This window comes from Pseudomonas sp. R11F, assembly GCF_050312575.1.
In the GTDB taxonomy this organism is placed as follows: domain Bacteria; phylum Pseudomonadota; class Gammaproteobacteria; order Pseudomonadales; family Pseudomonadaceae; genus Aquipseudomonas; species Aquipseudomonas palleroniana.
The window spans coordinates 105,872-119,917 of sequence record NZ_JBNPJU010000016.1; the positions used below are offsets into that span (position 1 = coordinate 105,872).

Here is a 14,046-nt window from a genome sequence, read left to right on the forward strand (position 1 = left end):
GGCATTGCCGCCACGGAATGTGTTCGCCGACAGAAGAAAAAAAGGAGTCCGCCTGTGGCTATTCGCTATGGCAAAGGGCTGATAGGAGGCGTGGTTGTCGTCGCGCTCCTGGCCCTGCTGGTCCACTGGATCGGCATCAACACGATCGAACTGTACCGCGACGATTTGTTGTTTTACCTGCAAGCTCACCTGATCCTCGTTCTTGTCTCCATGCTGGCCGCCCTCGTTGTGGGCATCCCCGCCGGTATCCTGCTCAGCCGACCGAACATGGTCGGGCACGCAGAACGCTTCATGCAGATATTCAACATCGGCAACACCGTCCCTCCCCTGGCCGTACTGGCCATCGCTCTCGGCGTCCTCGGCATCGGCAGCGGCCCGGCCATCTTCGCGTTGTTCCTGGCCTCCCTCCTGCCCATCGTGCGCAACACCTACGAAGGCCTCAAAAACGTCCAGGGTTCCCTGAAAGAAGCCGCCACCGGCATCGGCATGACGCCGCGCCAGGTGCTGTTTCGTGTGGAATTGCCCAATGCCGTGCCGATCATCATCGGTGGCGTGCGCGTGGCCCTGGCGATCAACGTCGGCACCGCACCGCTGGCGTTCCTGATCGGCGCCAACAGCCTGGGCAGCCTGATCTTCCCCGGCATCGCCCTGAACAATCAGCCGCAACTGCTGCTCGGCGCCGCATGCACCGCGCTGCTGGCGTTGCTGCTTGACGGCCTGGTGACCCTGACCAGCCGCCTCTGGCTGGAACGCGGGCTGCGCGCGTCTTAAGGAACCGACATGAAAACACTGACCTTGATACTGAGTTGCGTCCTGCTGTGTGCAGGTTTCGCACAGGCGGCGGAAAAACCCGTCATTCGCATCGGCGCCCGGGTGTTCACCGAACAGACCCTGCTTGCCGAAATCACCTCCCAATACCTGCGCACCAAAGGCTATGACACTCGCGTGACTGGCGGCCTGGGCAGCAACCTGGCGCGCAGCGCCCAGGAAAGCGGGCAACTGGACCTGATCTGGGAATACACCGGCGTGTCGCTGGTGGCCTACAACCACATCGATGAGAAACTCGACAGCGAACAATCCTACGCGCGGGTGAAAGAACTCGACGCGAAAAAAGGCCTGGTCTGGCTCTCACCGTCGCGTTTCAGCAATACCTACGCCCTGGCGCTGCCGGAGAAGGTTGCCGAGGAACACCCTCAAATCAACAGCATCAGCGACCTGACCCAAGCCTTGGCACAAGACGCCAAGGAAAACCGCCTGGTGGCCCTGGACACCGAGTTCGCCAACCGCTCCGACGGCCTGGCCGGCATGGTCAAGCTGTATGACATGAACCTGACGCGCAAAAACACTCGGCAGATGGACGCGGGCCTGGTCTACACCGCGCTACGCAATGGCCAGGTGTTCGCCGGGTTGGTCTACACCACCGACGGTCGCCTGAACGCCTTCAAATTGAAGCTGCTGGAAGACGACAAGCACTACTTCCCGGACTACACCGCAGCCCCGGTGGTTCGTCAGGTTTATCTCGACGCCCATCCGCAATTGGCGGCGGAACTCAAGCCGCTGGCCGCCCTGTTCGACGATGAAACCATGCGCCAACTGAATGCGCGAGTCGACGTCGACCATGAGAGCCCATCCGCCGTGGCCGCCGATTTCCTGCGCCAACATCCAATCAACTAAATAGGAGAAGACATGGAATTCCTGAACGCCTTTTCCCATCTTGATTGGGCCCAAGTCCTGCACCTGACCTGGCAGCACATCACCCTTGTCGGCATTGCCGTGATCCTCGCGATCCTCATTGGCGTGCCGTTGGGCATCCTGATGACGCGCTTCCCGTCCCTCGCCGGCCCGTTGCAGGCCAGCGCCACGGTCTTACTGACCGTGCCGTCCATCGCCCTGTTCGGCCTGCTGCTGCCGTTCTACTCCAAGTTCGGCCAGGGCCTGGGGCCGATGCCGGCAATCACGGCGGTGTTCCTCTACTCCCTGCTGCCGATCATGCGTAACACCTACCTGGCCCTCACCGGCGTCGAGCCGGGCATTCGTGAGGCCGCACGCGGCATCGGCATGACCTTCGGCCAGCGCCTGCGCATGGTCGAATTGCCCATCGCCGTACCGGTGATCCTCGCCGGTGTACGCACCGCCGTGGTGATGAACATCGGTGTGATGACCATCGCCGCCACCATCGGCGCCGGCGGCCTGGGTGTACTGATTCTGGCTTCCATCAGCCGCAGCGATATGTCGATGCTGATTGTCGGCGCCGTACTGGTCAGCCTCCTGGCCATTTTCGCCGACCTGCTTCTGCAATGGCTGCAACGCTCGCTGACTCCAAAAGGATTGCTCAAATGATCGAACTCCAAAACCTGTCCAAGTCCTTCCAAAGCAACGGCAAGACCATCACTGCCGTCAACGATGTCAGCCTGACCGTCAATGAAGGCGAAATCTGCGTATTCCTCGGCCCGTCGGGTTGCGGCAAGAGCACCACGCTGAAGATGATCAACCGCCTGATCAAACCGACTTCGGGCAGGATTCTGATCAATGGCGAAGACACCACCGACCTCGACGAAGTGACCCTGCGTCGCAACATCGGCTATGTGATCCAGCAGATCGGTTTGTTCCCCAACATGACCATCGAGGAAAACATCGTGGTGGTGCCCAGGCTGCTCGGCTGGGACAAGCAGAAATGCCACGACCGCGCCCGCGAGCTGATGAGCATGATCAAGCTGGAACCCAAGCAGTACCTGCACCGCTACCCGCGTGAATTGTCCGGTGGCCAGCAACAGCGGATCGGTGTGATCCGCGCCTTGGCGGCCGATGCGCCGTTGCTGCTGATGGATGAGCCGTTCGGCGCGGTCGACCCGATCAACCGCGAGATGATCCAGAACGAGTTCTTCGAGATGCAACGGGCGTTGAACAAGACGGTGATCATGGTCAGTCACGACATCGACGAGGCGATAAAGCTGGGTGACAAGATCGCGATCTTCCGCGCCGGCAAGCTCCTGCAGATCGACCATCCGGACACCCTGCTGGCCCACCCGGCCGACGAGTTCGTCAGCAATTTCGTAGGCCAGGACAGCACCCTCAAGCGCCTGCTGCTGGTGAAGGCCGAGGACGCGGCGGACAACGCCCCATCGGTGAGCCCGGAGACTCCGGTGGCCGATGCGCTGGAACTGATGGATGAGCATGACCGTCGTTACGTGGTGGTCACCTGCGCCGAGAACAAGGCGCTGGGGTATGTACGACGTCGCGACCTGCACCGTCAGACCGGCACCTGCGGCCAATACCTGCGCGAGTTCAACGCCACTGCCGCGTATGACGAGCATTTGCGCATCCTGCTGTCGCGCATGTACGAATTCAACCGCTCGTGGTTGCCGGTCATGGATGCAGAGCGGGTGTTCCTCGGTGAAGTGACCCAGGAGTCGATTGCCGAGTACCTGAGTTCCGGTAAGTCGCGTGGGGGCAAAACCAGCATCGTCTCCCCTGCCGAGACCGCACTGGCTTGACCTGACACAACGCGGTTAAAACTGTGGGAGGGGGCTTGCTCCCGATGGCGGTGTGACAGCTACCGATAAGCTGACTGACACACTGCTATCGGGAGCAAGCCCCCTCCCACATTTCCCCTCGGGGTGATCGTTCCCACGCTCTGCGTGGGAATGCCGCCCGTGACGCTCTGCGTCCCGCCGCTCCTGACGCAGAGCGTCATCGGATGCGTTCCCACGCAGAGCGTGGGGACGATCATTCTTGGCCCATCCGGGGAACATCAATCCGTCATACCGGTCGGTTACATAAGTAGCTGCACGGGGTGCCGCGACGAACGCGTGCAAAAACGCGACATTTTTAGTTGATCTATAGCCCCTCACGTCCTAAAGTTCGCGCCGAACGTCCATGCTGGAAACGATCCATCCGGCTCAAGTACTGACGACGAGACAGCAAGGCCAAGGGAAGCGGTTGATCCCATGGCCTTTTTGCTTTCGGCGACATGCCTTGGGAAGTAGGCGAACCAAAGTGGGGATACGGAGGACGTTCATTTGCACCCATTGCTAATTTCAGTTTGCCCTTAGGAGTTCCCAGCATGTCGATCCAGGTCGAAGATTATTTCGCGCGCGCCACTTTTGACAAAATGAAGGCGTTCGCCGACAAGCAAGAAACCCCGTTCGTGGTGATCGACACCGCGATGATCAGCCAGGCCTACGATGACCTGCGCGCCGGTTTCGAATTCGCCAAGGTCTATTACGCGGTCAAGGCCAACCCAGCCGTCGAAATCATCGACCTGTTGAAAGACAAGGGGTCGAGCTTCGACATCGCCTCGATCTACGAGCTGGACAAGGTACTGGGCCGCGGCGTCAGCCCGGACCGTATCAGCTACGGCAACACCATCAAGAAATCCAAGGACATCCGCTACTTCTTTGAAAAGGGTGTGCGCCTGTTCTCCACCGACTCCGAAGCCGACCTGCGCAACATCGCCAAGGCTGCGCCGGGTTCGAAAGTGTATGTCCGTATCCTTACCGAAGGCTCGACCACGGCCGACTGGCCTCTGTCGCGTAAATTCGGCTGCCAGACCGACATGGCCATGGACCTGCTGATCCTCGCCCGCGACCTGGGCCTGGTGCCGTACGGCATCTCGTTCCACGTGGGTTCGCAGCAGCGCGACATCAGCGTCTGGGACGCAGCGATTGCCAAGGTCAAAGTGATCTTCGAGCGTCTGAAAGAAGAAGACGGCATCCACCTCAAGCTGATCAACATGGGCGGCGGCTTCCCGGCCAACTACATCACCCGCACCAACAGCCTGGAAACCTACGCGGAAGAAATCATCCGCTTCCTCAAGGAAGACTTCGGCGACGACCTGCCGGAAATTATCCTGGAGCCAGGGCGCTCGTTGATTGCCAACGCCGGTATCCTGGTCAGCGAAGTGGTGCTGGTGGCGCGTAAATCCCGTACTGCCGTCGAGCGTTGGGTGTACACCGACGTGGGCAAGTTCTCCGGCCTGATCGAAACCATGGACGAAGCCATCAAGTTCCCGATCTGGACCGAGAAGAAAGGCGAGATGGAAGAAGTGGTCATCGCCGGTCCTACCTGCGACAGCGCCGATATCATGTACGAAAACTACAAATATGGCCTGCCGCTGAACCTGGCGATCGGTGATCGCCTGTACTGGCTGTCGACCGGTGCGTACACCACCAGCTACAGCGCGGTTGAATTCAACGGCTTCCCACCGTTGAAGTCTTACTACGTGTAAGCCCGCCGCATACAAAAAACCCATGACAGGTCATGGGTTTTTTTATGCCTCAAGACAAGCTGGCGGCGCGTTGCCGGTAGGCATCGGCCATTGCGCGGACCTGCGGATCATTGGCCACCGCCAACGCCTTGTACGCCGTCAGCAGAAACTTGCGATTGCCGCCCGCCAATGCTTTGCGCAGCCAACCCAACGCTTCATCGATTTGCGCTCTATCGGCCAGCACCGCCGCGTAGCTGAATTGCCCGCGAAAATCACCGCCCTCGGCGGAGCGGCGATACCACTCGACGGCGGCGTCCAGATCCCTTGGGCAACACTGCCCGTCTTCCAGATAACGGCCCACCAGATTCATGGATTTGGCATGGCCCTGCTCTGCCGCCAGGCGATACAGCCTCAACGCTTGCCGTCGGTCTTCAGCGACACCTCGGCCGGTCGCCAGCAGATTGGCATAGTTGTACTGGCCCCAATCCAACCCAGCCTGCGCCGCCAGGCGATATTCCCGCGCAGCCGCCGCCTCGTCGATGGCACAGCCCCAACCATGCTCCAGGCAACGCCCGGCCATGTTGCGCGCCATTAAATGGCCGCGCTTGGCTGCAATCTGAAACCAGCGCAATGCCAGCGCTTCATCCCGCTCAATGCCGCGCCCTTCCAGCAGGATCTGCCCCAGCAACGCCTGCGCGTCAGTCACGCCTTCCTTCGCCGCCATCAGGATCGCCTGGGCTGCGCGCACCGGGGAGTCGTCGAGCATGCTTTGCAGTTGCTCGACGTTGAGCACTTCCTCGCGGCGCAATAAAAAACCCATGTCAGACCTCGACCCAGCGACGCAACAGGTTGTGGTAGGTGCCGGTCAGTTGGATCAGGGCCGGGTGGTCGGGGACGTCGCGGGTCAGTTGCTGGATGGCACCGTCCATCTCGAACAGCAAGGTGCGCTGACTGTCTTCACGCACCAGGCTCTGGGTCCAGAAGAACGAGGCATAACGCGCACCGCGGGTCACGGCGTTGACTTTATGCAGGCTGGAGCCGGGGTACAGCACCATGTCACCGGCCGGCAACTTGACCCGTTGCAGGCCGAAGGTGTCCTGGATTTCCAATTCGCCGCCGTCGTACTCATCCGGGTCGCTGAAAAACAAGGTAGACGACAGGTCGGTGCGCACCCGCTCGTGACTGCCCCGCGCCTGGCGCACGGCGTTGTCGATATGGAAGTCGAAACTGCCGCCGGCGGTGTAACAGTTAAGCAACGGCGGGAAGACCTTGTGCGGCAACGCGGCGGACATGAACAGCGGGTTTTTCCACAACCGCTCCAGCATTGCGGCGCCAATTTCCTTGGCCAGCGGGTGGCCCTCGGGCAATTGCAGGTTGTGCTTGGCTTTGGCGGACTGGTGCCCGGCAGTGATCTTGCCGTCGGCCCATTCGGTGGTTTCCAGGGCCTGGCGAATGCGCTGCACTTCCTCACGAGAGAACAGGCCGGGTATGTGCAGCAGCATGGGGCAGCCCCTGAATACGGAAAGGCGCTAATGGTATTGATTCTTATCCTCCATGTAAAACACCCAGACGAATGAGTGCGTGGAAACCGTAAAGCAAAAGTGTAAAGAATGTAAATTAAATGCGAATAGCAATGTATCGCAATTGATAGAAAGTCTTGTTGAGCCTATATTCCGCGGCCTCACATCCTTGGGGAAGGACACGTCATGTCGCGCACCACTACAAAAACACCGGCCAGTTCACCACGCATGCTGGCGTCGGCCATCGGCGTCGCCCTCACTGCCGGCTCTGTCGCCCACCTGGCGCAAGCGGCTGAAGCCACTGAACCCAAAGGCGAGCGCAACAGCATCTCCCTGGGTGCCACCAGCATCACCGGCCAGGAACAGGACAACACCTCCTACCAGGTGGAAAAGGCCTCCTCGCAGAAGTACACCGCCCCGCTGGTGGACACCCCGCGATCGGTCACTGTAGTGCCGCAACAAGTTCTGAAAGACACCGCCGCCACGTCGCTGCAAGATGCCCTGCGCACCGTACCGGGAATTACCTTCGGTGCCGGTGAAGGCGGTAACCCTCAAGGCGACCGTCCCTTCATCCGTGGTTTTGACGCCCAGGGCGACACCTATCTGGACGGCGTGCGCGACACCGGCGGCCAGAGCCGCGAGATCTTCGACATCGAGTCGATTGAAGTCAGCAAAGGTCCGAACTCGTCCTTCGGCGGTCGCGGCTCGGCCGGCGGCAGCCTCAACCTGGTCAGCAAGACGCCCCAGGCACGGGACTTCACCAACGGTGGCTTCACCTACGGCTCCGACCAGACCCGCCGCTACGTACTCGACGTGAACCGCCAGTTCCTCGACAACGCCGCGTTCCGCCTGAACCTGATGAGCCACGAGCAGAATGTGGCCGGTCGCGATGCGATCAATTACGACCGTTGGGGTGTAGCGCCGTCGCTGACTTTCGGCCTGGGCACACCGACCCGCGTCAACCTCAGCTACTACCACATGGAAAGCGATGATCTGCCGGATTCGGGCATGCCCTATGGCTACAGCAACAGCGGCGCCAAAGCCGTCCATGTACACGACAAACCCACCGACGGCGGCAACAGCAGCAACTTCTACGGCTTGAAAGACCGCGACTTCCGCAAAACCCGCGCCGACATCAGCACGTTCTCCGTCGAGCACGACTTGAACGACAACATGACGCTGAAAAACACCCTGCGCCACGGCAGCACCGGCCAGGATTACATCCTCACCCAGCCCGACGACAGCCAGCACAACGTCAACCAGTTCGGCACCGTGTGGCGTCGCGCGAACACTCGCGTTTCCACCACCGAAACCACCACCAACCAGACCGACCTGTTTGGTAATTTCCAACTGGCGGGCATGAAGCACTCCTACTCCACCGGCCTGGAATTCACCGGGGAAGAAACCCGCGTCAGCGGCTACACCGTGTCACCCAACGCCAACCCGAGCGGCGGCTGCAAACCCGGCCTGGTCGGCAGCAGCGGCGGGAGTTGCACCTCCCTGGGCAACCCCAACCCGGACGACGCCTGGACCGGTAGCGCCACACGCAACTACATGGGCACCAATACCAAAGCCACCAGCCGCGCGGCGTACGTATTCGATACCATCGAACTCGACCCGAAATGGTTGCTGAACATGGGCCTGCGTTACGATACCTTCGACACCGTGGCCAACAGCAATGCCACCAACGGCCGCAGCAAAATCAAGAACGACAGCCAGTTCTTCAACTGGCAGGCGGGCCTGGTCTGGAAGCCGATGGAGAACGGCAGCATTTACACCTCTTACGCCACCTCGGCATCGCCAGCCGGCGGCCTGGTGGGTGAAGGTGCCGATGGCAACCCACTGTCGGCCGGTGCCGCCACCAGCGACCTGAAGCCAGAAGAAACCGTCAACTACGAGCTGGGTACCAAGTGGGACCTGTTCCACAACCGCCTGTCCCTGACCGCGGCGGTATTTCGCACCGAGAAGAAAAACACGCGAATCCTGGTGGATTCGATGACCTACCAGAACGCCGGTGAGTCCCGTGTTGACGGCCTGGAGCTGTCCGCCAGCGGCAAGCTCACCGACCAATGGCAAGTGTTCGCGGGCTACAGCTACCTGAAAAGCGAGCTGGTGGACGCAGGTCTCAACGGCCGCAACGGTGTCGTCAGCGCCGGCTCGAACAAAGGCAATGAAATGCCCAACACGCCGAAGAACACCTTCAGCCTGTGGACCACCTACGACATCACCCCAAAACTGACCATCGGCGGCGGTGCGTTCTACGTCGATCAGGTTTACGGCGATGCGGCCAACACCGTGTACGTACCGTCCTACACCCGCTACGACGCCATGGCCAGTTACAAGCTGACCAAGAACATCGACCTGCAATTGAACGTGCAAAACCTGACCGACAAGACCTATTACGACAAAGCCTACGCGGCGCACTTCGCCAACCAGGCAGCCGGTCGTACGGCGCTGTTGACCACCAGCTTCCACTTCTAAAAGCGGTCAACGCCCCGCCAAAAGCCCCACGTATCGGATGCGTGGGGCTTTTGCATGTAAAAAAGAATGTTTCTCGACAACTCACGGCATAATGCGCGCCGTGACGAACAAATCCAGATGAGCGAGGCAGTCAGACGTGTTGAAGAAAACCCTGTTTCAGTTGCACTGGTTCTTCGGCATTACGGCCGGGCTGGTGTTGGCGTTGATGGGGATCACTGGGGCTGCGGTTTCGTTTCAGGATGAAATCCTGAGGGCGCTCAACCCCAGGGTACTGACCGTGGAAAAACGCGAGGCCGGCGTACTGCCTCCCGCCGAGCTGGTGCGCAAGCTCGAAGCCCGTGAGGGCAAGAGCGTGTCGATGCTGTGGGTGGAAACCGAAAGCGGCAATGCCGCCCGCGTGTACTTCACCGCTCCACCGGGTGAGCGGCGTGGCCAGATGCGCTACTTCGACCCGTACACCGGCGATGACAGGAGCGATGCCGTCGGCCAGGATGTGCTCGGCTTCATTCTGCAACTGCACCGTTTCCTCGCCATGGGCGAAACCGGGCGCAACATCACCGGCGCCTGCACGCTGATCCTGGTGTTCTTCTGCCTCTCCGGCCTGTACCTGCGCTGGCCACGCCAAGTAGCGAACTGGCGTGCCTGGCTGACCTTGGATTGGCGCAAAAAGGGTCGCAGTTTCAACTGGGACCTGCACTCGGTGTTCGGCACCTGGTGCCTGTTGTTCTACCTGTTTTCGGCGCTGACCGGTCTGTATTGGTCCTACGACTGGTACAGGCAGGGCCTCACCAGCCTGCTGTCCGACGCCCCGCATAACGAGCGCGTGCGCAAGCGCGGCCCGGCGCCTCAAGGTCCGGCCCCGGAGGCCAACTACGACGCCATCTGGAGCAGCATCTACGCGAATGCCGGCCCCGACTTGAGCGCCTACAACATTCGTATGCCGGCCGTAGCCGGGCAGCCGGCCACCGTCTACTACCTGCTTAGCTCATCGCCGCATGACCGGGCGTTGAACCAGATCGATCTGGACCCGGTCACCGGCGAGGTCCAATCCCACGACCAGTACGCGGCCCAGTCCCTCAAGTCCCAGTGGCTCACCAGCATCTACGCGCTGCACACCGGCAGCTACTTTGGCCTGACCGGCAGGATCATCCTCACCGTCGCTTCGTTGTTGATGCCGCTGTTCTTTATCACGGGCTGGCTGCTGTACCTCGACCGGCGCCGCAAAAAACGCCAGGTGCGCGATGCGCGCAAGGGCCTGGGCGCCAACCCGGGCAACGCCCCAGCCTGGTTGATCGGTTTTGCCAGCCAGAGCGGCTTTGCCGAGCAGCTGGCCTGGCAAACGGCCGGGCAATTGCAGGCAGCCGGGTTGCCCGTGAAGGTGCAACCTCTGGGCAGCGTCAGCCAAAGCGACTTGAGCCAGTCGGAAAATGCACTGTTCGTAGTCAGCACCTTCGGTGATGGTGAAGCGCCAGACAGCGCCCGTGGTTTTGAGCGCAACGTGCTCGGCCAGGACCTGTCCCTCAAAGGCCTGAACTACTCGGTACTGGCCCTGGGCGATCGTCAATATCAACACTTCTGCGGCTTTGCCCGACGCCTGCATTTCTGGCTGACCCATCAGGGCGGCAACGCCTTGTTCGCCCCGGTGGAAGTCGACAGCGGCGATACCGCAGCCCTGTCGACCTGGCAACAGCAACTGGGCCAACTCACCGGCCACGCGCCTGCAGCGGCCTGGCAGGCCGCACCGTATGAAAACTGGACCCTCAGCCAACGCACCCTGCTCAATCGCAACAGCGTCGGCGCCAGCATCTACCTGCTGGGCCTGACACCGCCGTCGCCGCAAACCTGGCTGGCGGGCGACCTGGTGGAAGTGCTGCCGCGCAACAGCCTGGGGGCCGTCGAACACTTCCTTGAGGGCATGGGCCTGGTCGGTGACGACAGCGTGGTTATCGATGGCTTGGCGCAACCCCTCGAACAAGCCCTGACCACCCGCCAACTACCGACCCACCGTGCGCACCTGGTCGGCCTGCATGCCCAGGCGCTGGTGAACGCGCTGGTGCCCCTGGGCATGCGCGAATACTCCATCGCCTCGATTGCCAGCGACGGCGTGCTGGAACTGTTCGTGCGCCAGGAACGTCATCCCGACGGCAGCCTGGGGCTCGGCTCGGGCTGGTTGACCGAGCACGCAGCAATCGGCTCGGGCATCAGCCTGCGCTTGCGGCGTAACAGCGGCTTTCACTTGCCACAAACCCCGGTGCCGCTGATTCTGCTGGGCAACGGCACCGGCCTCGCGGGCCTGCGCAGCTTGCTCAAGGCGCGTATTGCCGATGGCCAGCAGCGCAACTGGCTGCTGTTCGGCGAACGCAATATCAAGCACGATTTCCTCTGCCGGGACGAGTTGCATGGCTGGCTGGCCAGCGGCGATCTGGCCCTGCTCGACCTGGCGTTTTCCCGCGATCAGGCAGAGAAAATCTATGTACAGGACCGACTGCGTGAGTCGGCAGACGTACTGCGCAAATGGCTGGCCGATGGCGCAGCCATTTATGTGTGCGGCAGTTTGCAGGGGATGGCAGCGGGCGTGGACCAAGTGCTGCACGACGTGCTCGGCCGTGAAGCGGTGGAACGCTTGATTGAGCAAGGCCGCTATCGTCGAGATGTCTACTGACCCTCGAAAGCCGATGGAGATCCAAATGTGGGAGGGGGCTTGCCCCGCGCTGGGTGGCGCAGCCGCCCCAACAAAGACGCCGCGGTATTTCAGAAGGACCGAGGTGCCTGGGTTTGGGGCGGCTGCGCCGCCCAGCGCGGGGCAAGCCCGCTCACTACAGATGATGTGTTCTACATCCCACCATTAACTGACTGGCATTAGGGCTTACCCCCTCCCGTAAGGGGGGGAGGCGTTGAATCACATTTCAGGTCAAGGCTTGCCTGGGTGTGGCTCCGGATACTGAGCCATGACCTCCAGCGCCTTGGCATATGGTCCATCCCACAACTGCTCATGCAACTCGCCAATTCGCTTGGCCATCGCGTTGTCGTGCATCACCACTTCCAGGTTGCGCGAGTTGTCGAAATACCCGCCGAGCCAGTTGCTCGTGCCAACCCACGCCACTTGCCCGTCGATCTCCATGGTCTTGCTGTGGATCACCCGCGCATAGGGGATGAAGCCTTGTTTGGCCTCGGGCAGCGTGACGATCTTGATTTCGACATTCGGCAATACGGCCAGGCTTTTGAGGTAGGGCAGTTCCAGCGTGTCGGTGTTCCAGTTAGACACCATCAATTTGATCGACACCCCACGTGCGGCGGCGGCGCGTACGGCGTTGTCGATCACGGCGTAGTAGGGGCGGGTGCGATCCGGCCCATAGGACAACGGCGCATAGTCCAACAGTTGCACGCGCACTTCTTTCTTCGCCTCGCTCAGCAGGCGTGGCAGCTCCAGTTGTGAATCGCCCACGCCCGGTGGGTTGTAGCGTTGCGGGCTGGCGACCAGGTAGTTGCCGGTGCGCGCAGGTTCCTGGCCGGTGACCGGCAGGGGCACGGGTTTGTGGTCGGCGAGGGCGGCCTGGGCTTTCCAGTCCTGGTTGAAGATCGCCTGGACCTGGCTCACCACGGTCGCATCGCTGATGCGCAGGCCGGTTTCGTGGATATGTTCCAGTGAACGCCAATCGAAATTCTGGCTACCGACAAACGCCTGTTTACCGTCCACCACCAGGTATTTGGCGTGGATGATGCCGCCGCTCACTTGCCCGTAGGGCAATACGCGGAAGGTCAGGTTAGGAATGGCGCGCAAGCGTTCCAGCGTGGAGGCTTCCGATAACTTGATGCCTTTTTCTTCAAGCAGGAAGCGAATCTTCACACCGCGTTTGCCGGCGGCTTCCAGGTGCTGGATCACGGTGTCCATCACTGAGCCTGGGTGGTCGGCGGCGTAGAACTGGCCGATATCAATGGTCGTTGTCGCACCGTCGAACAGCTCGATCCACACCGGACCAGGCTGACGCAGGTCAGCCGTACCCAACGCAGTATCCACCGGTACGGTGTGCACCAGTTCAAACCCCGGAATTGAAAAGTCCGCTTGGGCAAGCGGACTGAGGAGCACGCCGGCGAGGCCTGCGATACGCAATTTCATGGATAGGTGCATGGGCGTCTCATCGAACAGAAAGAACGGCGGGCGCATCACGCGCCCGCCTTTAAGGTCATGCCGTGCGGGTGTGCAGCGGCGTCGGCACCAGGTGCGGGACTTCACCCTGGACACGGGCACCGGTGGCGGCGCGGATCAGCAGGATCTTCAACTGATCGTTGATGCGCTCCAGGCTGTCCTGGAAGAAGTTATGGAACACCACGCAGAACAGCGCAATGGCAATCCCCAGGCCGGTGGCGAACAAGGCCGTGCCGATACCACCGGAGATCTGGCCCGGGTCGGATACGCCGGCCGTGGCCAGTGCCTTGAAGGTGTCGATGATGCCCAGGATGGTGCCCAACAGGCCCAGCAGCGGCGCGGCGGTGGTGATGGTCTCGATGATCCACAGGCTGCGCGACAGCGGTGCACGGGTCTTGAGGTACTGGGTGTCGATCTCGTCATCCAGGTCCTTGCGCGAACCATGGGCGGCCTTCTGTGCCAGGATCGGCAGTACCATGTTCAGCGGCAGGCTGGCGCGGCGGGTCAGCGCCTGCGGCAGGTCACGTTCGCTGTGCACGTTGGCACCGAGCACTTCGGTCAAGGCACGTGCCTGGCGACGCACATAGGCGAAGTAGATGCCGCGTTCGATGGTGATAAAGATCGCAATCGCCATGGCGGCGTACATTACATAAAAGGTGATGGCGTGAAGCAGGTTCATGTCCATGATCTGT

At 61.2% G+C, this 14,046-nt stretch carries 11 protein-coding genes; 7 read left to right on the top strand and 4 right to left on the bottom strand.

Translation table 11 applies throughout. The features are described 5' to 3' along the window. Positions 1-54: 54 nt before the first annotated feature. The 5 genes from ACQRBV_RS04900 to ACQRBV_RS04920 all read left to right on the top strand — a co-directional run bounded on the left by ACQRBV_RS04900 (position 55) and on the right by ACQRBV_RS04920 (position 5,227). Positions 55-771: an ABC transporter permease gene (locus ACQRBV_RS04900; protein ID WP_161548281.1), complete on the top strand. Its 717-nt coding sequence runs from the start codon at positions 55-57 to the stop codon at positions 769-771. A 9-nt stretch (positions 772-780) separates the two neighbouring features. Continuing rightward, positions 781-1,674, top strand: a complete 894-nt coding sequence (locus tag ACQRBV_RS04905; protein WP_104995502.1) for a glycine betaine ABC transporter substrate-binding protein — start codon at positions 781-783, stop codon at positions 1,672-1,674. 12 nt (positions 1,675-1,686) lie between these two features. Beyond that, positions 1,687-2,340, top strand: coding sequence for an ABC transporter permease (locus ACQRBV_RS04910; RefSeq protein WP_060754889.1), 654 nt, complete (start codon positions 1,687-1,689; stop codon positions 2,338-2,340). Next, the gene (locus ACQRBV_RS04915) at positions 2,337-3,494 is read left to right on the top strand and encodes a betaine/proline/choline family ABC transporter ATP-binding protein (protein ID WP_104995501.1); all 1,158 of its coding nucleotides are present in this window, start codon (positions 2,337-2,339) and stop codon (positions 3,492-3,494) included. The genes ACQRBV_RS04910 and ACQRBV_RS04915 overlap by 4 nt, the downstream gene beginning before the upstream one ends. A gap of 569 nt (positions 3,495-4,063) precedes the next feature. Beyond that, positions 4,064-5,227, top strand: coding sequence for a type III PLP-dependent enzyme (locus tag ACQRBV_RS04920; RefSeq protein ID WP_060754887.1), 1,164 nt, complete (start codon positions 4,064-4,066; stop codon positions 5,225-5,227). Positions 5,228-5,276: 49 nt separating this feature from the next. Here the strand turns inward: ACQRBV_RS04920 and ACQRBV_RS04925 are convergent, their stop codons facing one another. Both ACQRBV_RS04925 and ACQRBV_RS04930 read right to left on the bottom strand, forming a co-directional pair. Further along, positions 5,277-6,026 carry a tetratricopeptide repeat protein gene (locus ACQRBV_RS04925; protein WP_411985256.1) on the bottom strand — a complete coding sequence of 250 codons (750 nt, stop codon included), beginning with the start codon at positions 6,024-6,026 and terminating at the stop codon, positions 5,277-5,279. Between the two features lies 1 nt (position 6,027). Beyond that, positions 6,028-6,708 carry a Fe2+-dependent dioxygenase gene (locus ACQRBV_RS04930; protein ID WP_025856255.1) on the bottom strand — a complete coding sequence of 227 codons (681 nt, stop codon included), beginning with the start codon at positions 6,706-6,708 and terminating at the stop codon, positions 6,028-6,030. A 204-nt stretch (positions 6,709-6,912) separates the two neighbouring features. Here ACQRBV_RS04930 and ACQRBV_RS04935 point away from each other — a divergent pair, with 204 nt between their 5' ends. After that, entirely contained in the window at positions 6,913-9,207 is a 2,295-nt protein-coding gene (locus ACQRBV_RS04935) for a TonB-dependent receptor (protein ID WP_411985255.1), read from the top strand. A gap of 136 nt (positions 9,208-9,343) precedes the next feature. Then, positions 9,344-11,869 carry a PepSY domain-containing protein gene (locus tag ACQRBV_RS04940; RefSeq protein ID WP_411985254.1) on the top strand — a complete coding sequence of 842 codons (2,526 nt, stop codon included), beginning with the start codon at positions 9,344-9,346 and terminating at the stop codon, positions 11,867-11,869. Between the two features lie 249 nt (positions 11,870-12,118). Here the strand turns inward: ACQRBV_RS04940 and ACQRBV_RS04945 are convergent, their stop codons facing one another. After that, a complete protein-coding gene (locus tag ACQRBV_RS04945) occupies positions 12,119-13,336 on the bottom strand; it encodes a phospholipase D-like domain-containing protein (protein WP_205345452.1) in 1,218 nt (405 codons plus the stop codon). A gap of 55 nt (positions 13,337-13,391) precedes the next feature. Then, positions 13,392-14,039, bottom strand: coding sequence for a MotA/TolQ/ExbB proton channel family protein (locus ACQRBV_RS04950; protein WP_060757007.1), 648 nt, complete (start codon positions 14,037-14,039; stop codon positions 13,392-13,394). Positions 14,040-14,046 lie beyond the last annotated feature (7 nt).